We start from the raw sequence: 22,932 nt of genomic DNA, 5'->3' as shown, positions 1-22,932 counted from the left end.
CGTGCCGGAGCCGTACCAGGAAAGTAGGTCGCATAGACAGCATTCATTGCCTGAAAGTCATTCATCGTACTTAAAAAGACCGTTGTTTTAACCACGCTTTGCAGCGAGGCACCGGCCTGTTTTAAGACGGCTTGCAGGTTGTGGAATACTTGATGGGTCTGAGCAGTTACATCCGTACCGACTAACTCACCTGTGGTAGGATCGAGAGCAACCTGGCCGGAAGTATAGACCATCTGGCCAAAGCGGATGGCCTGGCTATAAGGGCCAATTGCAGCAGGTGCATCTGGTGTTGTGATTTTTGTTAGTGTATGTTCCATGGCTTTTCCCAATTTTTTCCTGATACAGTAGGCAAGTCGATACTTGCGGATGGATAACGGTTATGTTATGGCTAGCGTCTGCCCTCTACTCCAGGTTGGAGATCAGTGCTTCTCTGGCCGTTGGTCTGATTGAGATAAGTAGGGGATGGGACACGTCCAGACGTGCCCCATCCTGGCTCTGGTTTCTGCGCAGAGCAAGCTCTTATGAATAGTGATTCTGCCCAGATGGACCATCAGAATAGCGGGGTGGGTAGCCCGGAGCGGCAGCCTGAGTTGTTGGCTTTGCGCGGGCCAGTTCACGTGCGCAATTGCGGAGTGCTTGTTGCATCTCGGCGGCTGAATCAAAGCGATCTTCTGGCTCTTTCTGTAGAGTTCGGATGACCAATTGTTCAAGGACAGGTGGAATAAGCGGGTTAAACTGGCGCAGCGGTGGTGGGTTAGCCGAAGCATGCTGCATCGCGATCGAGACAGCCGTTGGGCCCACAAATGGAGGCCGGCCAGCTAACATTTCAAACATCACCACCCCCAATGAATAGAGATCGGAGGAGGCTGTGAGAGTCTCGCCACGAGCCTGTTCGGGTGAGAGATAGTCCGCAGTACCGAGAACGATGCCGCTATTGGTTAAGCCAGCGTCCTCTGCGACACGTACGATCCCAAAGTCTGTTAATTTTACCCATGCGCCTCCATCGCCCAGTCCTCCAGCTCCTCCACTCCAGGCCAACATAATATTTTGCGGCTTAATATCGCGGTGGATAAAACCACGCGTATGAGCCACTTGAAGGACAGCGCAGACCTGAGCTGCGATCTCGATGGTTTCCCGCGACTGTAATTGGCGGCGTTGTCCGATAAGCTGTTTAAGGGTTGGGCCGTGAATATATTCCATGACCAGAAAATACTGGCCCATCTCTTCGACAAAATCATAAATAGTAACGGCATTCGGATGAGCAAGGGCAGCGGCAGCGCGTGCTTCACGGCGGAAGCGTTCAACAGCGCGTTGATCATTTTTATCCAGGGATCGTAAGACTTTGATCGCCACGATGCGCTCTACGCGGTGATCCCAGGTTTTGAAGACGCTCGCCATACCACCTGTTGCGATATGCTCACGAATCTCGTACCGTCCAGCGATCAGTGTGCCTTCAAATTGGTTCAACGTTTCACCTCAAGCGACCTGGGCGAATACTCTAAGAGTGATTTTCAGTATCAGAAGCTAGTATACCATTAATGAGTTATGGAGTCCAGAACGATGCCTGAGGATGTGCCTATCTCGACATATCTTCTTCCCTATTACCTCTTCTGAAAATAAAGGTTTCATACAGGGTGGTGAACCCCTTTCATGAACGTTTACCCTGCTTGTTCTGTGGGATGGCCTGTTATCCTGCTACCCAGCATGGTCGGGAGTCTGCATCAAGGTCGCCATTGGTATCAGTGAGTTGAATTGCGCTCCCTTTTTTAAGGGTATAACTTCCTGGCTGGCTTCCAGGACTGAGGGTCGCAATCCATAGGTTAAAAGTCGTATGGTCGTAGCTATAATAGGCAATCTGTCTTCCATCTGGTGACCAGACTGGCTGGCTCAGATACATTCCGCTTAAAAGTTTACTCGATTGATTGTAGGGGGCAAGCCCTTTCTGTTTATTGCTATCGCTATTCGGATCGAATAGTGGGTTATTTGGATCACTGGTGACTCCTTCGGCGACTGGCATAGTGTAGAGGCTCATACTGGTCGAGCTTTCACGGCGTACATAGATCAGGTTATTGCCATCGGGCGCAAAGCTCGGCTCCATATTGACGAGATCAGCCATCTCTGGAGTCAGAGCAACCGCAGGATCAATTTCATTACCTTCTCCAGGATGATAGGTGGGATGCCAGGGATGTAGTTTCTTGTCCAGCATAATGGCATTGGCGTCTTCCAGATTGATCAGCCCTTCCTGATTGGTTCCGGTGGCATCGTATTTGAAGCCCGTATAGAGAACCTGATCGGCATGTCCCGGGCGGTAACTGGGATCGCGGAGTCCGCCATCTCCGATATTAGCATAGGCGACTGGTTGCAGATCTTCCAGACTTGTGGCGCTTAAGGGAAGACTAAAAAGCTGGAGATCGAGAATAAAGGATTTATAATTGACAATTTGTGGATCCCAGGTGGCTTTCTCCTTATCGCTAAGGACGAGAAGATGCTGCCCATCCGGGGCCCAGGTCGGTTGTGCAAACCAGTGATGGGTGCTCATCGGAGCATCAGAGTTGGGATTGGGGCGGTACTGGCCGGAGCCAGAGAGGATAACCGTTGGCTGCCCACCTGTGGCTGGGAGATAGGCAAGATCCGAATAGTCCTTATAGTGGATAATAAAGGCGATCAGCTTACCATTGGGTGAGATGGCAGGATCGCGTACATCCAGATCTCTGGTTAATTGGGTCAAATGTCTCTTTGCATCAAATGTATAGAGGTTACGATTGAGGGTGAAGTAGAACCTGCCTTTAAAGCTTGCTTGATCTGTTCTATTGATGCCGATCCCGCTTTTGCCAGCGCTCGTTTTTGTAAAGGGAGAGCTCTCATCTATCCCCAAACAACTTTGGAGGCTGAGCGTTAGAAAGGTAAGCAGAAAGAGCCATAATCGTTGTTTATCTCTTCTCATAGTCGTCCTCTGGTTTAAGAGTGTTCTATTCATTATACATGATAAATTGTCTGTCCTCTCTTCTAATAACTATACTATACTATTAATAGGCATAAAGGCGACAAACATGGCCTCAAAGTCATCTCTTTGAGGCCATGTTTGTCGCAAGCGCTTGAGTATCTCAAGCACCCCAGCTGGGACGGCAGTCTGCATCCAGATGGCCCTGAGCATCGGTGAGCTGGATGGAGCTATTTGCCTTAATGGTCAGAGCCCCACCATTTTTTGGATCAGCCTGGAGGGTCGCGAGCCAGAGGTCAAAGGTGGTTCCATGATAATCAATATAGACAATCTGCATCCCATTGGGTGACCAGATTGGCTTTGTTACAAACTGGCTTGTCATTAATTTGGCCGATTGGTTAAAAGGGGCCAGCGCCTTCTGCTTATTGGCATCGCTATTGGGATCAAAACGTGGATTGTTTGGATCACTGGTGACGCCATCGGCGATGGGCATTACATAGAGGCTTCGGTGGGTTGCATCCTCACGTCGAATATAGAGCAGACTATTTCCATCAGGTGAAAATGAAGGCTCCATATTTGCTACATCTGGTGTCTCTGGTGTGAGAGGGACTGAGGGATCAAAACCTGGATGATAATAATATGGCCGCTTCACAAGTGCCGTCGCATCTTCTATGTAAAGTTGAACGAGCTGTTTGGTGTCGGAGGCATCGTAGTGGTAGCTCGTATAGATCACCTGATCGGGGTGGTTTGGCCGGTAGCTGGCATCGCGTAGGCCACCATCGCCGAAGACGCTATAGGCGACATCCTGAATCTTCGATTTTGGATTAGCCAGATTGAGCGCAAAAACCTGGAGGTCTAACAGAGGGGAATTGATTCCTGTCGCTGCATACCAGTTCTCTTTTTCGCGATCGCTTAGAAAGAGCAATGTCTGTCCATCGGCCGACCAGGATGGTTGGGCATACCAGACATGCGTGCTTTTGGGTGGAAAGGGATCATTTGGATGATAGCGGCCATTGCCATCCAACAGAATTTGTGGTTGTCCGCCTGAACTGGGGATGGTCGCTAGCTGCGAGTAATCTTTATAGCGAATGATAAAAGCTACCGTTTTTCCATCGGGGGAGACAGCTGGATCATGTATCTCTAGATTTTTTGTTAATTGCTTGAGATTGAGTTTTCCATCGAGAGAATACAGATTATGATCGAGCGTAAAGTAAAGTGTCCCTTTGAATTTGTCCTGAACGGTCTTGTTGATACCAATCTGAGCTCCATTAGGACCAGTTGTTTTGTTCTGAAAAGTGGTATCTTCACCGATGCCCAGACAGCTTTGCAGGCTGAGCGTGAGGAGCGCGAAGAGCAGCAACAGAGACCAATGGCGGCGATTCGTCTGTATTGAGTTTCGAGTTGTAATCATAGGCGCGATCAATTAAAACACCTTGCTTGCTAATGAACAAAAACAGGGCTGCTCAAAGAAAGAGCAGAGATCTTAGATAGAGCTACTCTAAGGCCGTAATATCTCCAAAGACAGAGGCCAGCATTAGATTAAGAATCGTATGTGTGGCCTCTTTTGGATCAACATACTGCCACCTCTCTGTCGTCTCATTTGTGACTGCTTGCAGGCTGGTAGCTAGAGATGCTTGTGCTTGTGGAGCGGTTGTCAGAGCGAGATTCGGTTGCGAATTTGTCACCTGTGCAACGGCTGCTCCTGTAGAGGCGTCTGCCTGGGGGATACACTTGGACTGTACATCAAACATCTTCGCAATCTGATCTCGAATGGGTGCGCAGATAGGAGCATAGTCGGTCGTGTTGGCGATAGAGCTTGCAAAAGTGGGGGGTCCCAGCGTAATGCGATCGATATTGTTGGTATCGAGGCTACGTGCAAAATTTCCCATTGCAATCATATTTGAGACAGTAAGATCAGTCTTCAGGGCATCCTGTAGATCCTTCAGGAGATCGGGAGCCTTATTAATGGTATCGGGTGTCGCTAGTTTTGTTTTGAGTTGACTGAGAATCTGTTGTTGGCGTGCTGAGCGACCAAAGTCTCCTACGAGATCAGAGTGGCGGGTACGGACATATTCTAGCGCCTGTACGCCATTGAGATGTTGAGGCCCGGGAGCAATATAGACTCGCTTATAGTCGTAGACAGTATTCCCTGTTTTATTGACATCGTCAGGATAGTTATCATCCACCATCGGATGAATAACATCTACATCGACGCCTCCTGCTGTGTCGATGACCTTTACAAAACCACTCAGCCCAACCCAGGCATAATAATCAATGTGAATACCAAAATTATATGCAATAGTATCTTCAGCCAGGCCAGCACCATTGGTCACACTGTTTGTGAAATCCTTGCCACCCAATTGAAAACCATAGGAGAACGCGAAGTCCATCTTCCCTGAGCCATGGCCTGGGATCGTAACGCGCAGATCGCGGGGAATCGAGAGCATTCCAACATAGTGGGTCGTTGGATCGATGGTAATGACGATATCTGTCTGAGCCAGCGGGCTACCACCAATGCCATTGTTCCCCCCCTTGCCATCATTATCGCTGCCTAGCAGTAAGATATTGATGCGTTTTCCGCTCAGAATATCGTTGCTTGTCGTCTGATTCTGTTTATTTCCATGCGAATCGGTTGTCTCAATGTTGACATGATGGACCGCCTGATGACCTGTAATATTATTAATAGAATTTGCATAATTTGCCTGATAATAGGCGTAGAGTGAGCCAGATATCACAATGAAGAGCGCTAAAGCTGCAACCAGAACGCGGGCCCAGATTGGAAAGCGCCTCTTCCTGCCTGGCTTCTTGAATGGCGATCTCCCGCCTGTGGGAGGGCTCATCGATGGAGGTCCATTGCGATAGACAGGATTTTGTGAATATCCCTGATTAAAATAAGCAGCCCCACTGGGAGGGTTCATAACGGGAGGATAAGCAGCCCCACTGGGAGGGTTCATAACGGGAGGATAAGCAGCCCCACTGGGAGGGTTCATAACGGGAGGATAAGCAGCCCCACTGGGAGGGTTCATAACAGGAGGGAAAGCAGCCCCACTGGGAGGGTTCATCACAGGAGCGTAGTTTCCTGCATTGGATGGCTGAGAAGATGGGTAGGGACGGTATGCATTATTTGCTGTCGCTGTCTGTGCAGGCGTATGTGATGCGGATAGAGATGTCTGAGATGGTCTGCCAGGATTATTGGGCGCAGGAAAATGTTGTGAAGGAGGATTCCCAACTGGCTTCTGTCCCGAATAAGCAGGTGCATTATACTGCTGAGAGAGGAGACCAGAGCCAACTTTTTTGGATGGAGCGGGCTCGGGCTGGACACCTAAACCAGACTGGCTGACTTGATGATGAGAGAGGAGGCCAGAGCCAACTTTTTTTGGCTGAACGGGCGCGGACTGGGCTCCTAAACCAGACTGACTGGCCTGGTGATGAGAGAGGAGACCTTTTTTGTGTCCAGGAGACTCATGAGAAGCAGGCTGAAGATCAGATTGGTGGCCTTCAGATTTCCAATTCGACAAGAGTCCACTCCCTTTTGGCCTGGGCTGAGATTGTTGCGAGCCAGCCTGTATCTCCTGCTCTGTTGAGGGTGGAGTCTGTTTACTTTTTGATGGTTGTAGATGAACAAATTGTTTTTTCACTATAGTACCTGCTTCCTACTTCTCTCGCTACCCTGGGAATAACCCCCTATGATTGCTCTCTATTTCCTTATGAATGCTCCACATCTATCATCCCACCTACCATTTTTTGCGTGTTTTAACGTATACTAAAGTTAGCAATAAATAGACATATAGAGACATGTGCGTTGTAAATATAACGAACGGATGAGGCAAAGTTCACGCACCATCCCGATGAACGTCCTACCCCATAGGATAATAGGGTTATATATATTCGTCTATTTAATGGCTTTTTATCCTACGCTTTACATTGTGCTAAATATTCCTTAACCTGATACTAACTCCAACGTGTTACTTTTTAAGATGTATACAAGAATAACCTATTTGTGGGCCCGCCTTATCTTAAGTAGTACTCTTCGGGCATTTCTGATAGGTCAGGGAGTGTATCATGCGCGTTGCGATTATTACTGAGAATTTTCTACCAAAGCTAGATGGTGTAACCCGCACTTTGGCCCGTTTATTAGAGCATCTGGAGGCGCAGGGTCATCAAGCGCTTCTTCTGGGTCCTGAAAGTGGGATGGTTCAATATGCTGGAGCTGAAGTGATTGGAACGGCTGGCCTGCCATTTCCGTTTTATCCCGAACTAAAATTTAATTTTTTTCGTCCACTGTTTGTGCGACGTCTTTATGAGTTTTCCCCTGACATCATTCATATTGTTGACCCCGTCATCTTAGGGGCGACCGGATTGGCGGCGGCCCGTTTGTTAAATAAGCCAATTGTTTCCTCCTATCATACCAATCTTGCTGCTTACTGCACCCATTTTGGTTTTTCGCTTCTTACCAGACCGATGTGGTTATATAACCGCTTTGTGCATAATCAATGTGCTCTGACCTTCTGCCCTTCGCCATCAACAGCTCAGATGTTGACCAATCAGGGCTTTGAGAATGTGCGTCTCTGGTCACGAGGGATAGATACACAGCTTTTCACCCCACAGAGGCGTGATGAAGCGCTACGTGCCAGATGGTTGAGTGAACGAACCGAACCAGAGAAGAAGGCCATTCTCCTGTATGTGGGACGTGTCTCCTGGGAGAAAAATCTGCGTGTTTTGATACAGGCCTATCGTGAGATGGACCATTCGCGGTCTCATCTGGTCATTGTTGGACATGGACCGGCCTATGCGGAGATTGAGCAGGAGCTGAAGCATGTCCCCGTCACCTTTACGGGCTACCTTGCAGGGGAGGATCTGGCACGAGCATATGCTTCAGCCGATCTCTTTGCGTTCCCATCGGTGACAGAGACCTTTGGTCAGGTAGTCCTGGAGGCTCTAGCCTCAGGTCTTCCAGTAGTGGGCATTGATTCTGATGGAGTACGTGATCTCGTGACGCATGAACAGACTGGCCTGTTGCTGGATGCGCGACACATGAGCCTGGAAGAGCAGATCAGCGCGTATAGGGGAGAGTTGGAGCGCCTGGTCAAGATGGAGAGCATGCGATTAGCCATGAGCCAGACGGCTCTACTCACAGCGCAGAGCCGTAGCTGGCATGAAGCTATGGAGCATCTGGTACGTGGTTATGCGGAAGTGATTGAAATGTCCAGAACACCAGTCGCTGCTTAGTACAGATTCATGCAAAAAAGTGTGTAACGAAGGGGCATGTTAGCGCAACTATCCAGATGTGAGGGAGAATGCAAAGCGGCCTCTTGAAGCATCGGGCTGTGTTGGTGAAGGAGCTGGCCTGGCATGACGGCGTCAGGGGCGAAGGCAGCTCTCCTCAAGAAGGACGATTCAGGTCCTGTGAGCGATGCTTTAAGAGGCCGTTTTGCTCAGTCAGATGCCGCGTAGCGACCGATTGATTTGGCATAGCGGACGATATGCCTGACTGCACTTCAAGGGCCAATAGGATTGGTTTTGAGTAGTTGGCAGTGAGTACTACGTAAACAACGACCTATTTTTTAACGACTGCCTCTGAGAGTTCTTTGCCAGGGAAGAAGCGTACACGTTCTTTTGCGGGAACTTCGATGGGCTGGCGGTCACGTGGATTGACCCCTTTGCGTGCAGCGCTCTGACGAACTTTGAAGGAACCAAAGCCAACCAGGCGTACCTCATCACCTTCTTGAAGAGCCTCACGGATTGCGGTGAGTGTTGCTTCAAGCACCTCAGCTGCCTGTTTCTGCGATAGTTTTGCCTGTTTGGCTATGCGCTTAGAAAGCTCCTGTCGACCAATAGTCTGCGATTCGGTTGCCTGTGTGGTCTTTTCTTCGGCCATAGGTTTGAAATCCTCCTTGCAACTATCAACACACGTCGCTATTGTGCCCGAGGGTACTTTGCCGGGCTTGTAGAGCGGCATCACAACCTCACTGCCGATTAGGAGTATAGCACGCGAATTTGAGAAATACAAGCGTCACACTATCACTAGAGATGCAAGACTGCCTGTAAATCGGCATGGGGAGCCAATTTATACCTATCAACTAATGTGGAAAATGGCTCTCCAGGCAGGCTCTGCACACCCTCCATTGGGAGTTGTTTTTTTCTAGCATTCGGTGCGATCCTGGCTAGTACAATACTGCTCAATTGGTGTAGCAAAGAAAGAGCGTGTTGCAGCGCAGCTGGGACTTATAAGAATAATCGTATTGTAAAGACTTTGAGCCTGCGAGAACGTGCCTCGTTGTGGGTTGTCGTCCCCTGTACCAATGCGAAAGAGTTATCCACAAGTTATCCACCATAGCCATGAAAATTGGTGGAAAAGGCTCTTTCCGCACATGCCTAAGAAGTGTTACAATGGAGTGGGGGAAAGTGGGGAATTTTGGGGAGGTTCTATCGAAGCGAGGTGTGGGTCGTGAAGTATGTTTACATGCCAGGATTTTATGGATGACTAAACGCGAACAGATCGAGAAGAAGGTTCTTCAGTGGTAATGTTTCTCGGCGAATATGAACATACGCTCGATGCCAAAGGCCGTCTAGCTGTTCCGGCAAAGTTTCGGAGCCAGATGGATAAAGGGGCTGTGCTGAGCAAAGGTATGGGGACATGCCTTTCGATCTATACCCTTGAACGATGGGAAGAGAAGTCAAACGAGCTGGTCGCTGGTCTCACCAGTGATGACCTGCGTGATTTTGAGCGGCGTGTCTATCCAAGCGCCTGTGAAGTCGAATTAGATGGACAGGGCCGAATGCTGGTTCCCGCCAAATTACGTGCGTATGCAAAGCTCGAGGGGGAAGTGACAGTTGCAGGGGTACGGGACCATATTGAGATCTGGGATCGCTCAGCCTGGCAGACGTATCAAGAGCAACTGGAGTCAGAGAGCAACAAAATTCCTTTTTAAAGTGTAGAAAGATCTCTAAGAACTTTATAGTTGATAAACATGGAATCACAGGATAGTACCAGGAATAGCAATTCCGCAGATCAGACAAATGAGATAGGGCATACACAACATGTGTCGGTGATGTTGGATGAGGTGTTAGAATTTCTGCGACCTCGTGCAGGTGGATTGTACATTGATGGCACAGTTGGTGGGGGGGGGCATACTGCGCAATTGCTTGCACAGTCAGCGCCTTCTGGTCGCGTATTGGGGATTGATACTGATGAGCGAGCTCTGGAGCGTGTGAGTGGGCGGCTAGCTGGCTTTATCACGGCAGATCGTCTGAAGCTCGTTCATGGAAATTTTGACGAGATGCGCCAGCTGGCGGTTCAGGCAGGTTTTATTGGAGTTCAGGGGATCTTATTAGATCTAGGCTTCTCTTCGGATCAGATGGATGACCCCCAGCGTGGTTTTGCTTTTAGCAGTGATGGGCCCTTAGATATGCGCCTTGATCAATCGCTTGCAGTGTCAGCTGCTGATCTAGTGAATACGGCAAGCGAACAAGAACTGGCGGATATCATCTGGCGTTATGGTGAGGAGTCTCGTTCGCGAGCCATTGCTCGTCGTATTGTCCGTGAGCGTTCCACGCGAGCGATCACACGAACCAGTGAGTTGGCAAAGATTGCCGCAGCTGGTGTGCCCTATACTCCTGGCTCGATTCATCCTGCAACGAAGACATTTCAGGCGCTACGAATTGCTGTAAACCACGAATTGGAGCGACTGGAGACAGTTCTTCCGCAGATTACGGAACTATTGAGTCAAACGGATCTTGCTGGTCAGGCTGCTCGGGTCGCTATCATCTCTTTTCACTCACTTGAAGATCGAATTGTGAAAGAGTATTTCAGACGCGAGGCCACTGGTTGCCTCTGCCCACCACGTCTTCCTGTCTGTGTTTGCGGGCACAAAGCTCGCCTTCGGGTTGTGACATCCAGACCCGTTACGCCCACTGTCCAGGAGATTGAACGTAATCCGCGAGCCCGGAGCGCCAAACTGCGGGTGGCGGAAAAGATAATCGAGGCGTAGTGCGTCATATGTAGAGTTTTGTTGAGGCGTAGAGAGAGCGTAGCTGCTACGTACTTGACAATGCGAAGGAACGCAGATGCAAAAGTTTCAGACATTGAAGGGCCAGAAAGAGCAGCGGCGGGTCACCTCATCCCCATCGACACGGATTATTCGGCGTCGTAGCCGCTTTCGACCTCTGTCGGTACAGATGGGCCCTGTACCATTGTGTATTACCAGTGTCGTATTGATGGGGATGATGGCTGTGCTCTATCTCAGTCAGTTGGGCCAGGCTTTTGCTGCTAATCAGCACTTACAGGATCTGCGTTCACAGCAATCAGTCCTGGCGCGCCAGAATCAAGATCTGCAAGATATTCTGGCTCAAGAGCAATCACCAGGTTTTATCGAGGCCCAGGCGGTCAAGTTGGGATTAATTCCGGCTGATCCGCAGCAACGTTGGATTGTGCCGGTGCATAATCTTCAACCACTTCCCGGCAAATAATGAGGCTACCAGGGTGTAAGCTGAAGTGAGTAGAATCGACAGGTTCTATCAGCCATAGGAGTATCTTTCCTCCGCCTGAAGGCAGGAGTATCAACAAATGGAGATGCGGATGAGTACAGAGCTCCGTCGCGCTCGCCAGCGGCAGATGATTATTTTTCTGCTGGTCTGTGCTGTCGTTTTTGCTCTTCTTGCCCGTCTCTTTTATTGGCAGATTTTGGAATCCTACAGCGGGTATCGCCTTGCTGCTCAGGCCAATGCAGAACATGTCCAGAATCAGATCATTCCCGCTCCTCGCGGTCATATCTATGATGTTGATGGCCGTTTACTCGCTACCAATGTCGTACGTGATGATGTGTACATTGAGCCGATCCAGTTTACTTCTGATCATCCCGATAACTATCAGGCCGATCTCCAGGTTCAGGTTGCTGCTTTGCATGGGGTTCTCCCTGCGCTTTCTGAAGAGAGTCTCCTGCAAGCTTTTGGGTCAGGCCGCCCAACGGTACGTATTGCTGGGCCAATTGAGCCAGAGCAGAGCGAAAAGTTGCGGAAAATGCGCTTACCTGATACCTTTTTAGAGCCAAGACCATGGCGTGTCTATCCAAACAATGATCTGGCGGCTCAGATGTTGGGGTATGTTCAGGAGTCAGCGGGCCAGACGAGGGGTATCTATGGTCTGGAGGCAAAATATGATCAGCTTCTAGCTGGTAAGCCTGGCAACTTTACAGCAGAGACAGACCTGATGGGAAATCCATTGACGGTTGGAACGTCGTCTGGATCGAGCGCCATTAGTGGTGCCGACCTCACGGTCACAGTGAAGAGTGATGTGCAGCAGATTGTGCAGAGTTCGTTAGCTGAGACGGTCCAGCAGATGGGGGCCCAGAGCGGCACTGCCTTAGTGCTCAACGCACAGACAGGGGCAATTGTTGCTATGGCTGGCTATCCTGCGTTTGATCCAAACGATTATGGGAACTATGCGGATCAAAAAGGTTGCCTTGGTCAGCAAGAGGTCTATTACAATCCTGCTTTGTATTGTGCTTATGAGCCTGGTTCAACCATGAAGGCAATCACTATGGCGGCAGCCCTTGACCAGAAGCTCATTACGCCTGAACAGACCATCCAAGATCCAGGTTATCTGGATTTTCCGGATGGTACTCCCACGGTTACAAATTGGGAGCGTCAGGGCTATGGTACAGAGAGTATGACCCAGGTGTTAGAGCATTCTGCCAATGTGGGCGCTGCCTATGTCGCTTACAATGTCCTGGGGCCAGATCGTTTCTATCCTTATCTCCAGCGGTTTGGGTTTGGGACAAAGACCGGGCTGCTTTCACCAGAGACAGGGGGAGGCTATCGTACCCCGAGCTCCCAGGGCTGGACAAAGAGCGATATGGTGCGACAATCCTTTGGACAAAGTATTACAGCGACTCCACTTCAGATCGCTCGGGCTTATCAAGCTATTGCGAATGGGGGGGTCATGATGCAGCCATACCTGGTCTCGCAGATCGTTAAGAATGGGCAAGTTCAGACGATACAGCCACGCGTTGAACAGCGTGTGATCAGTGCAGAGGCGGCGAAACAACTGACAGGAATGCTTGTAAGTGCGGCCAATGCCAATCAACAGGCAACCATTCCGGGCTATAGTGTGGCTGTGAAAACGGGGACTGCAACGACGCAGGGATTAGCTGAGGACCAGACCGAGGCCTCGATGGCAGGCTTTTTGCCTGCTTCACAGCCGAGGTTTGTTATTCTCGTTAAGCTGGATCGTCCACAGAATCAGATCTATGGCGGGACAGCCGCCGGGCCGCTCTGGAAAACTATTGCCCAACAACTGATGGCCATAGATGAAGTTCCCCCTGATCTGCCTCTTCACTAAAAGGGGTAGAGCAGCGATTGGCTTTCTTTAGCTTTCAAAAGAGGTGTAAAATGCAAAATGGCAAATTCGATCCACAGCACGAGCATGAGAATCTGAGCGAGATCTGGCAGGAGCTACTTGGTCGGCGCGTTCCTCAGGTCCCCTCAGGTGAGGAGAATCTGCCGGTTCTGGAGGCTGATCCATGGAGCAATTTAGCGCATGACCAGGGCGTTGAAGTGGTAGATCTACAATCGGTTCAACTGCGCATCAGCGATCAAGAAGTTGAAAAGATGTTACAGATGATGCAAGAGCAGGCAGCCCAGGATGGCAAAGGGGCATAAGCCTTCCACGTTCTTCTGATGGATGAGTCAAAGGAAAAGATTGTATAGCGCCTATGCTACGAGATAAGCTGAAACAAGCACAATTGGCCCGACAGCGGTCAGATCGGCGGGGCGATGCCGCAGACCTTGCGCAGCCCGTTTTACGCTCGCCTGCTCTGACCTCTTCAACTCATCGTCAGTCCGTCCTGCCTAAGAGTGTGCCACAAAACGTCTCTGAACGCTCTTCCAGGCGGGGACGGAGCTCTCAGCCTCTGCCTAAACCTGAGGCAAAGAGCTCTCAACCTTTGCAGCCTCTGGTTAAAGCGGCTGAAGGTGCAGATGCAGTCACTGTGCCCATTTTAACGCCAGGAAAGGTACCTTCTCTGCGGAGTAGAACCTCCAGGGTTGGATCTCTGGGGGACTTGCCGCCAGTACAACACCCTTCTGGACGATTAGGGGAGCCGAAACGTGAGGCCCCTAAAAAGCCAGCTAAACGTATGTTTGGGGCAACACTCCTGAATACAGATGAGCAGAGGCTGCTTTCTCTCTTAGAGATGCGCCTTCCACGTATCGCAGGGAAGTTCGATGCACTGCTGTTAGTGGTCGTGTTGTCACTGCTCTGTATCGGGCTGGTGATGGTCTATAGTGCCAGTACGTTTGTTGCCGCGCGTTGCTGTGGAGATCCTTCCTACTATTTTCAGAAGCAGTTGTTGGGAGCTGCGCTAGGGGTGTGTGCCATGCTGGTAACCATGAGGATTGACTATCGCCAGTGGCGTCGTTTCTCTCTGGTTGGGATGGCTATCTCTGTCCCTTTATTAATTATTGTGCTGAAATTTGGGACGAACGCTTATGGAGCCTCACGCTGGCTCTCATTTGGCTCAGTCCTATCGTTTCAGCCGAGCGAGTTGATCAAGTTAGTTCTGGCGCTCTATATTGCTGATTGGCTTGCTCGTAAGGGGAACCAGGTTGGGACCTTTCTGTATGGTCTGGCACCATTTGTCATTCTTGTCGGAGGGATTCTTGGTCTGGTCTTGTTAGAGAATGACATGGGGACAGCCATCGTCATTGCTGGTCTGGCAACGGCGATGTTCTTCACAGCAGGGGCCAATATCCTACAATTTCTGTTGGCGATGAGCTGTGGCATCTTAATTTTTATGACTCAGGCCTTTCGAGGCTACCGCCTACTGCGTTGGATTGGATTTGTCGATCCATTTAATCCACAGTATATGACCAACCTTAATCTTCAGTTATACCAATCGCTGTTAGCTCTCGGCTCAGGTGGCTGGTTTGGACTGGGATTGGGAGAGAGTCGGCAGAAGACAGGGTATCTGCCTTTGCCGCATATCGACTCTATTTTCGCCATTCTGGGCGAAGAGTTGGGCTTTATTGGTGGGACACTTGTCATTCTGTTGTTCTTGTGTTTGGCCTTTCGGGGCTTCCGCCTCGCTCGTCGTACACAGGACATTTATGGCGCTCTGTTAGCAACGGGGATTACCACCTGGTTGGTATTGCAGGCAATCATCAACATCGGGGCAACGACGGCATTGATACCCTATACCGGGGTTCCATTGCCTTTTATTAGTTATGGCAGCTCTTCACTGATAGTCTCATTGGCTGCGGTAGGAGTATTGCTTAACATCTCACGTTATATACAAGAGCCGGAGACACCTGCGCTCTCTCGCTCCATTACGATAGCATTCAGAAAGAAGTCATAAGGCTCATCGACAGCTTTATACAGAACTGAAGATGGCCCTGACAGGAACACTCATGAAAATACTTGTCTCTGGTGGTGGAACAGGTGGGCATATCTATCCCGCCCTGGCCGTAGCCACTCAATTACGTGATACCTATCAGGCTGAGATTCTCTATCTAGGAAGTGATGATGGATTGGAGACTCAGCTCGTACCGGCGGCTGGCTTCCGTTTTGAAGCCATCAAAGCGGGAAAGCTCCAGCGTTTTGTCTCCTGGCGAACAGCGACCGGGCTGGCTCGTGTCCCAGTTGGAATGGCACAGGCATTGCAGATTGTGCGCCAATTTCGCCCTCAGGTTGCTTTTACCAGCGGAGGATATGTAGCAGTGCCAGCAGGATTGGCAGCCTCGGCCAATGGAGTTCCGCTGGTCATGCACCAGCAGGATGTTCCGCCTAATCTTTCCAATAAACTTATTGGTCCATTGGCGACCCGTGTCTCTGTCGCGTTTGCGGACTCGCTTCACTATTTTCCGGCACAGAAAACGTCCCTGCTGGGGAATCCCATTCGCCAGGAGATTCTGGATATCCAGCGAACCTCTGTGGCTCAGGCTCGAACAGCGCTTGGCTTTGCCCCTGATCTGCCTTTATTGCTGATCACTGGTGGTAGCCAGGGGGCCCGGCATCTGAATCAGGTTGTAGCGCACGCGCTCCCAGAGCTCTTACCGTTCTGTCAGGTTTTACAGATTAGCGGCACAAAATTATACGAAGAGACCCGTCATCTTGCAGAAGAGACAATGGTGGGCCTGAGCGCCGAACTGAGCCAGCGCTATCGCCTGGTGCCCTACATGTCCGATGAGATGCCCCTGGCTCTGCAAGCTGCTGAGCTGGTCATCTGCCGCGCCGGAGCAGCAACCCTGAGCGAACTGGCTGTACTGCATAAGCCGAGCATTCTTGTTCCTCTGCCACCAGCTATTGGGCGTTCACCACAGGAGGCGAATGCTGCAATGTTTGAGCGTGCTCAGGCGGCCATTGTTATTCCTAATGACGAATTGAAGCCTGAACTATTAGTAGAGCGTGTAAGAACTATTACAACATCGCCTGCTAGCTTATTAACGATGTCTGAGAAGGTAGGAACCTTTGCGTTGCCAGAAGCGACGCGTCAGATTGCCGAGGCCGTTATACGTACAGCGAAATTGGGCGCAGGTCTGGTACCTGGAGTTAGTGAGGGGGGAAAGAATTGAAGCAACCACATTTGCATTTTATGGGTATTGGCGGTCAAGGAATATCGGCAGTAGCTCAGATGGCGTTAGTTGGTGGAAACCACGTGACTGGCTGTGATCAGCGGGAGTCAGCAACCGTTAAAGCTTTGCGGCAGGCAGGGATTGCGATTCAGATCGGTCATAGTAGTGAGCATCTAGAGGGTGTTGATAGCCTGATCATCAGTCCCGCCGTCCCTGCGCTTGATCCACACAATCCAGAGGTGCTGGCAGCGCGTGAGCGTGGCATACAGGTGTTGACCTGGCAAGAGCTTCTGGGCACATTGATGCGCGATAAATGCGTCCTGTCAGTCAGCGGGGTGCATGGGAAAGGGACAACGACCTCAATGCTCTCGTTGATGCTGGTTGATGCGCAGTTAGATCCTACCTGCGTTATCGGAGCAGTTGTCCCGCGCTTTGGGGCCAACTATCGCCTGGGGGAGAGCCCTTATTTTGTCAATGAGGCCGACGAGTTCAATCACAATTTCTGGCATTATCATCCACGACTGATCGTTGTAACCTCGATAGAATTTGAGCATCCAGAATTTTTTGCTGACTATGAGGCATTCCTCGCAGCCTTTGAGCATTTTATTCGCGGAATGGATTTCACAAGCGATTGGCCTCTGCCTCCCACCCTCATCCTGAACGCAGGGAGTGCGGGCTGTCTCGATCTACAGGCGCGTTTGCACGATTGGCCGGGCCGGATTCTCACCTATGCGTTGGAGGGCCACTCAGTATTTGGAGAGCCAGCCACCTTTGAGGCTACAGACATCAGACTGGATGGAGAGACAAGCTTCCGGGTGAAAAGTCAGACGGGAGCAAATTTTCCGGAGGAATTGACCATTCAGCTTCAGGTACCTGGTGCCTACAATATCGAGAACGCCCTGGCGGCCTTAACGGCAGCGCACTGTATTGGCATTGCGGCAGAGACGATAGTGCAGGCATTAGAAAGTTTTGGGGGAACCAGAAGGCGTTTTGAGATTCGCCAGCAGGGCCCCTTACAGATTGATGGGAAAGTACTGGATGTGATGCTTGTGGATGACTATGCTCACCATCCCACCGCCATTGCCGCCACCCTGAATGCAACGCGTCGCCGCTATCCTGGTCAGCGTCTGATTGCCGTCTATCAACCCCATATGTATAGCCGGACCAAAACCTTCTTGAACCAATTTTTAGAAGCCTTTGACGAAGCAGATCTCGTCTTCATCGCCGACATCTTTCCGGCGCGTGAGCGGGACACAGGCCTGATTCATGCGCGTGATCTTGTCCAGGCGCTGGCTCAGCGTCCACATTTTACCCAAGGGGATGCGCAAATTTTGCATAGCGGTAGCGTTGAAGAGACAACTCGTTTGTTGAGGCAGAACTTGCGCTCGGGAGATCTGGCCGTCATTATGGGGGCTGGCGATATTTATACAGTGACTGAACTATTACTACACGATACAAAACAAGCGTAGGGGAAAACAATGACTTTCGATGTTGAGACTGCATATGCTGAATTACGCCTTCAGTTTGGAGAGCGGGTCCGTCGTAATGAGCTTTTGGGGCGCCACTGTACCTTTGGTGTGGGGGGTCCGGCAGATATATGGGTCTCACTCGACTCACAGGAGAGCCTCCTGAGCCTGGTTACTATCTGTTCTCAACAGCGCTGGCCCCTGATGATCACAGGGAACGGAACCAATGTGCTGTATGCAGATGCGGGCGTACGAGGAGTCGTTGCGCGGGTTGCTCTCAATCAGTATCAGATTGAAGATAATGGAGATGGGACCGCGCTTCTGGTCACGGGCGCAGGGATCAGCTGGCCGAAGATCTTGAGCGACCTGGTCCCCCGGGGCTGGGGAGGTCTGGAGTTTGGACCGGGCATTCCGGGCACACTGGGTGGTGGTGTGATCAGTAACGCAGGAGTGCATGGGCATGACCTGGGCGAAGTGCTGGCCTGGGTCGATATCGTAGATGCACGAGCGTGTCAGGAGCGACCTGTGGCACCAAGTGTCGTGCGTTATCAGCATGCTGAACTAGATTTAGCCTATCGTCATAGTCGTTTTCGGGCCCAGCGCCGGGTCCAGTTTGATGAGCAGGGCGACCCCATTGCCGCAGCTCGCCAGCTTATTGAGCCGGCTGAGATCGTTATGCAATTAGGGGTTCATCTGCATCGTGCAGAGCCAGCAGAACTGCGCAAAGCCATTGATGAGCATAAGCAGTATCGCAAACGAACCCAGCCACCTCAGCAGAGTGCGGGCTCGGTCTTTAAAAATCCTCCAGGGGATTATTCAGGGCGGTTGATTGAAGCGGTTGGTATGAAAGGCATGGTCATTGGAGGTGCACAGATCTCCGAGAAGCATGCGAACTTTATTGTCAATGTAGGTGGTGCTAGTGCAGCTGATGTGGCAGCCTTGATTAAGGAAGCACATCTGAAAGTCTACGAACGCTTTGATATCGATCTAGAACTGGAAGTCGAGCTGCGCGGGGAGTGGAAGGTTTTAAAAACATGACAGGAAAGAGAAAAGTACCAGAACAGGTAGCTTTGTATTCCGTTCGGAGAGGCTCGGAAGAGGAGAGTGCACCACGCGAGCAGAGACGGAGAGTCAGTCAGGCTTTGCAGCCTCCTCGCTCCCTGCCACGTGTTGTCAAAGTTCCAGCAGAAGATCCTTCGACTGCATGGCAGACCTTTGCCCAGCGCCAGGAGAAGCAGCGCCAGGTCCGCGCATCTTCCAGGAAGCCACCGGTGAAACTGGTACATCGCACATTTGCGAAGACAGGCGTACCAGCCTCTAGCGGGCGGATCAGTCCATTGCGGAGGCGTCTCCCTTATTACCAGACACCGGTGCCCGAGCGAGGGGGACATCAACGTCGGCGTGGGCTGCTCTGGCGTATTTTGAGCATTCTGGCACTGGTAATTGTTGTCGTGCTTATCGCCCTGATCCCTTTGACCAGTGCAGCCTTCCAGATTGGGCCAATTCGCATTGAAGGTACCCAAAATGAAGCGCTCATCCGTACTATACAACAGATAGGTCAGCAAGCCAGTATCCACGGACAAAATATCTTTCTGTATGACGTGGCTCCCATGCGGAAGCAGATCGCATCCTCTCCGCTGATAGCTTCTGTGACTGTCAGCAAGCAGTGGCCGAATCAATTAACGGTCAGTGTAACGGAGCGGAGTCCAGTCTTGCTCTGGCAGACCCCACAGGGGACATACAGTATTGATCGGCAGGGAATGGTGATTGCAGCAGTTCAGAGCGCTGGTACCTCTCTGCCCATTGTTGTGCAGACCCCATTAGAGGGCCAGAAGGTGCAGGTGGGAGTGTATTTAGATCAACGATCGATATCATTTGCAATGGAGATCAGCAAGCGAATGCCGCAGGTAGTAAATATCAATGCATTTACCCTAAAATTCGATGGTACAATGTATGCTAGTACCGATGCTCAGGGTGCTGGGCCGGTTGCTGGGAGGATAGGTAGTAGGGGATCATATATCGTTGAAAGTCCCACAGGTTGGAAAGCCATGCTTGGAGGGGCGTATGATGCAAACTCGTTGGACAATCGCCTGGTAGAATTACGCGAGATCCTTGGTCTGGCTCAAAAGCAACAGCTGGCTCTTTCGACGATTGACCTACGTTATGGCTTCCGTCCAATATTTACTGTACAACAATAAGAGCGTAACTATACACAGGAATGGTCACATCTACGACAGCTCTAGTATCTCTAGTCAGTCCTCTGGTCAGTGGAGTGCACCTGGTAAGTGTAACGCCCGATAGGAGCGTATATCGTGCAAGAGCGGGTGATCGTCGGGATAGACGTTGGAACAACAAAAGTCTGTGTCCTGGTCGGCGAGCTAGATCGAGACGGGAAGCTGAACATTGTTGGTGTGGGCACCTGTCCTTCACAGGGTCTGCGCCGCGGGGTGGTAGTCAATATCGAAGAGACCGTAACTTCGATTGGAGCGGCTCTTGATCGTGCGGAACGGCTTTCCGGTAAAAAAATTGTTTCGGCATGTGTAGGGATTGCCGGTAGCCATATTAGCTCGGAGAATAGTAAGGGTTTTGTCGCCATCTCGCCTAATCACCGCGATATTGTGCAAAATGATATTAGCCGCGCTATGGAGGTTGCGCAGGCAATTGCCCTTCCCGCGAATCGTGAAGTGATCCATGCTATCCCGCGTGGCTATGTGGTGGATGGTCAGGAGGGGATTAAAAACCCTATTGGTATGTCTGGTTTTCGCTTTGAGGTTGAAGCCCATATCATCACTGGTTCAGTCTCGTCGGTCCATAATCTCATCAAGTGTGTGAATAAAGCGAACGTGGAGATTGAAGATCTCGTGGTTGAGCCTCTGGCCTCGGGCGAGGCTGTGCTGGAAGATGGTGAGACTGATCTGGGGGTGGCGCTGGTAGATATTGGTGGTGGGACAACGGATGTTGCAGTCTTTGTGGATGGAGCCATCTGGTATACGACGGTCCTTCCCATTGGAGGGAATCTCATTACCAGCGACATCGCTATTGGTCTGCGCCTCCCGGTAGGCGTGGCTGAAGAGCTTAAAATCACCTATGGGCACTGCGATCCCTCGACCATTGACGATGACGATATGATCGACCTGTCGCAATTTATGCCTGATTGCGATGATCTTGTGCCACGAAAACTCCTGGCGGAGATTATTCAGGCTCGGGTAGAGGAGCTCTTTACGATGGTCCATGAGGAGATTCGTAAATCGGGCTATGATGGACTTCTGCCTGCCGGTGTTGTGGTTACTGGCGGCACAGCCGAGCTTCCAGGTATCCTTGAGCAAGCTGGACTGATTCTGGACCTGCCAGCGCGTATCGGTTCGCCGCTTGGCCTGCATGGCCTTGCCGATTCGATTAGCCGTCCTGCGTATGCTACAGCAGTAGGTCTTTTATTATGGGGGCTCAGTCACCCCTCATTTTTAACTGAGGAAGAGGCATATGAAGAGGAGTCAATGACCTCTTCGCTTGTGACTAAGATGGGGCGCTGGCTGCGTGCCTTTATTCCATAAATGGGATCGGATAGGCAGGATGATACGGACAGTACTTGCGGTAAATCATGTTCTACGGTATGCTTAAGATTACATCAGAACACGTCCAGCGGATACGCAACCTCTCGTCCCCCTATAGTAGGGTTTCCTGATCGTTACAATAATACGTAAAAATATATTGAGTGAAACACTTTATCTATGCAGTGTGCGCGTTAACTCATTTGTAGGAAAACTTTCGCAAGGCGGTGTTGTCTGATTGGGCGTTGTTCGTTCTATAGATGAGAGACTCGAAAGGGGGCCACGGAAATGTTACCTATGGGAAATCATCAACTTGAAGGCTTCGCCCAGATCCGCGTTATCGGTGTCGGGGGCGGGGGCAGTAATGCAGTGAATCGTATGATCCAGGCGAATATGACTGGCATCGAATTCATTGCTATCAATACAGACGCCCAGGCCTTGCTGCTGACAGAAGCGCCACAGCGGATTCGCATCGGGGATAAGCTGACCCGTGGCCTGGGAGCGGGCGGCAATCCAAGCGTTGGCATGAAGGCGGCAGAAGAGAATGCAGAAGAGATCTATGAGACCTTAAAAGGTTCAGATATGGTCTTTATTACTGCTGGTATGGGCGGCGGAACCGGGACTGGAGCAAGTCCCGTGGTAGCTCAGATCGCTCGCGAGGTGGGCGCACTGACTGTTGGTGTGGTTACGCGCCCCTTTAGCTTTGAGGGGAAGAAACGCCAGCTGTCGGCTGAAGAGGGAATTAACAACCTGAAGCAGCATGTTGATACGCTCATTACGGTCCCCAATGACCGCCTGCTTCAAGTAGCTGATAAGCGCACACCTCTTTCGGAGGCCTTCCGTCTGGCTGATGATGTGCTGCGCCAGGGAATTCAAGGTATCAGTGATCTCATTACTGTGCCTGGATTGATTAACCTGGACTTTGCAGATGTGAAAACAATTATGTCTGCTGCTGGCTCTGCATTGATGGCGATTGGTGAAGCCAGTGGTGATACGCGAGCTACTGATGCGGCTCAGATTGCTATTGCCAGTCCTCTGCTTGATATTGATATCAGTGGGGCACGTGGTGTGCTCTTTAATATTACAGGTGGCATGGATATGACCCTGTTTGAGGTGAACGAGGCTGCTGACATTATCAGTCAGGCTGCTCATCCAGATGCCAATATTATCTTCGGGGCTGTACAAGACCCCAATTATGATGGTCGCGTCAAGATTACTGTCATCGCCACCGGATTTGATAATGGAAGTGGACGCCCATCTACTGCCCAGTTCGCGTCAGTTCGGCCCGCTCCTACGCCTGGGGATTATGATCGTAGCCGCCTTCATGCAGTTGGTACACCCTATGGCTCAGGAACGAATGGTCAACGCCCCAATGCTTCTGGCCTGACGCCAGCCGGGAATGTCTCCA

At 50.8% G+C, this 22,932-nt stretch carries 18 protein-coding genes and 1 pseudogene; 13 read left to right on the top strand and 6 right to left on the bottom strand.

The window, feature by feature from the left end; all coding sequences use genetic code 11:
• The 5 genes from EL628_RS21100 to EL628_RS21080 all read right to left on the bottom strand — a co-directional run.
• Positions 1 to 317: Rid family detoxifying hydrolase (locus tag EL628_RS21100; protein ID WP_126581826.1), on the bottom strand; the 317-nt coding region annotated here is incomplete at its 3' end.
• 202 nt (positions 318 to 519) lie between these two features.
• Complete coding sequence (locus EL628_RS21095) at positions 520 to 1,467, bottom strand: protein kinase domain-containing protein (protein WP_126581825.1); 948 nt, start codon at positions 1,465 to 1,467, stop codon at positions 520 to 522.
• Positions 1,468 to 1,687: 220 nt separating this feature from the next.
• Positions 1,688 to 2,944 carry a TolB family protein gene (locus tag EL628_RS21090; RefSeq protein ID WP_161975641.1) on the bottom strand — a complete coding sequence of 419 codons (1,257 nt, stop codon included), beginning with the start codon at positions 2,942 to 2,944 and terminating at the stop codon, positions 1,688 to 1,690.
• A gap of 160 nt (positions 2,945 to 3,104) precedes the next feature.
• Positions 3,105 to 4,352 carry a TolB family protein gene (locus EL628_RS21085; protein ID WP_126581823.1) on the bottom strand — a complete coding sequence of 416 codons (1,248 nt, stop codon included), beginning with the start codon at positions 4,350 to 4,352 and terminating at the stop codon, positions 3,105 to 3,107.
• An 82-nt stretch (positions 4,353 to 4,434) separates the two neighbouring features.
• Complete coding sequence (locus EL628_RS21080) at positions 4,435 to 6,579, bottom strand: LCP family protein (protein ID WP_126581822.1); 2,145 nt, start codon at positions 6,577 to 6,579, stop codon at positions 4,435 to 4,437.
• Between the two features lie 424 nt (positions 6,580 to 7,003).
• On the opposite strand from EL628_RS21080, the gene EL628_RS21075 reads away from it, so the two are divergent.
• Complete coding sequence (locus EL628_RS21075; RefSeq protein WP_126581821.1) at positions 7,004 to 8,170, top strand: glycosyltransferase family 4 protein; 1,167 nt, start codon at positions 7,004 to 7,006, stop codon at positions 8,168 to 8,170.
• Positions 8,171 to 8,498: 328 nt separating this feature from the next.
• Here the strand turns inward: EL628_RS21075 and EL628_RS21070 are convergent, their stop codons facing one another.
• On the bottom strand, positions 8,499 to 8,819 hold the full coding sequence (locus EL628_RS21070) for an HU family DNA-binding protein (RefSeq protein WP_126581820.1): 321 nt from the start codon (positions 8,817 to 8,819) through the stop codon (positions 8,499 to 8,501).
• Positions 8,820 to 9,465: 646 nt separating this feature from the next.
• Here EL628_RS21070 and mraZ point away from each other — a divergent pair.
• The 12 genes and pseudogenes from mraZ to ftsZ form a co-directional block, all read left to right on the top strand.
• Positions 9,466 to 9,873, top strand: a complete 408-nt coding sequence (mraZ, locus tag EL628_RS21065) for a division/cell wall cluster transcriptional repressor MraZ (protein WP_126581996.1) — start codon at positions 9,466 to 9,468, stop codon at positions 9,871 to 9,873.
• 39 nt (positions 9,874 to 9,912) lie between these two features.
• On the top strand, positions 9,913 to 10,932 hold the full coding sequence (rsmH, locus tag EL628_RS21060; protein WP_126581819.1) for a 16S rRNA (cytosine(1402)-N(4))-methyltransferase RsmH: 1,020 nt from the start codon (positions 9,913 to 9,915) through the stop codon (positions 10,930 to 10,932).
• A gap of 76 nt (positions 10,933 to 11,008) precedes the next feature.
• Positions 11,009 to 11,410: a hypothetical protein gene (locus EL628_RS21055; protein ID WP_126581818.1), complete on the top strand. Its 402-nt coding sequence runs from the start codon at positions 11,009 to 11,011 to the stop codon at positions 11,408 to 11,410.
• A 109-nt stretch (positions 11,411 to 11,519) separates the two neighbouring features.
• Complete coding sequence (locus EL628_RS21050) at positions 11,520 to 13,280, top strand: peptidoglycan D,D-transpeptidase FtsI family protein (protein ID WP_161975640.1); 1,761 nt, start codon at positions 11,520 to 11,522, stop codon at positions 13,278 to 13,280.
• 50 nt (positions 13,281 to 13,330) lie between these two features.
• The gene (locus EL628_RS21045; protein WP_126581816.1) at positions 13,331 to 13,600 is read left to right on the top strand and encodes a hypothetical protein; all 270 of its coding nucleotides are present in this window, start codon (positions 13,331 to 13,333) and stop codon (positions 13,598 to 13,600) included.
• Positions 13,601 to 13,653: 53 nt separating this feature from the next.
• A complete protein-coding gene (gene ftsW / locus EL628_RS21040; protein ID WP_126581815.1) occupies positions 13,654 to 15,294 on the top strand; it encodes a putative lipid II flippase FtsW in 1,641 nt (546 codons plus the stop codon).
• A 52-nt stretch (positions 15,295 to 15,346) separates the two neighbouring features.
• Positions 15,347 to 16,510 carry an undecaprenyldiphospho-muramoylpentapeptide beta-N-acetylglucosaminyltransferase gene (gene murG / locus EL628_RS21035; protein WP_161975639.1) on the top strand — a complete coding sequence of 388 codons (1,164 nt, stop codon included), beginning with the start codon at positions 15,347 to 15,349 and terminating at the stop codon, positions 16,508 to 16,510.
• Entirely contained in the window at positions 16,507 to 17,979 is a 1,473-nt protein-coding gene (gene murC / locus EL628_RS21030) for a UDP-N-acetylmuramate--L-alanine ligase (protein ID WP_126581813.1), read from the top strand. The genes murG and murC overlap by 4 nt, the downstream gene beginning before the upstream one ends.
• A gap of 9 nt (positions 17,980 to 17,988) precedes the next feature.
• Entirely contained in the window at positions 17,989 to 19,014 is a 1,026-nt protein-coding gene (murB, locus tag EL628_RS21025; RefSeq protein ID WP_126581812.1) for a UDP-N-acetylmuramate dehydrogenase, read from the top strand.
• The gene (locus tag EL628_RS21020; protein ID WP_126581811.1) at positions 19,011 to 20,174 is read left to right on the top strand and encodes a cell division protein FtsQ/DivIB; all 1,164 of its coding nucleotides are present in this window, start codon (positions 19,011 to 19,013) and stop codon (positions 20,172 to 20,174) included. Before murB ends, EL628_RS21020 begins: the two co-directional genes overlap by 4 nt.
• A gap of 114 nt (positions 20,175 to 20,288) precedes the next feature.
• Positions 20,289 to 21,527: a cell division protein FtsA gene (ftsA, locus tag EL628_RS21015; protein ID WP_126581810.1), complete on the top strand. Its 1,239-nt coding sequence runs from the start codon at positions 20,289 to 20,291 to the stop codon at positions 21,525 to 21,527.
• A gap of 294 nt (positions 21,528 to 21,821) precedes the next feature.
• Positions 21,822 to 22,814, top strand: a pseudogene (gene ftsZ, locus EL628_RS21010) (cell division protein FtsZ); the annotation flags it as partial.
• Positions 22,815 to 22,932: the final 118 nt, after the last annotated feature.

The organism is Tengunoibacter tsumagoiensis (assembly GCF_003967535.1).
GTDB classification, from domain to species: Bacteria; Chloroflexota; Ktedonobacteria; order Ktedonobacterales; family Ktedonobacteraceae; genus Tengunoibacter; species Tengunoibacter tsumagoiensis.
This window is presented reverse-complemented; position numbering and strand designations above follow the sequence as displayed.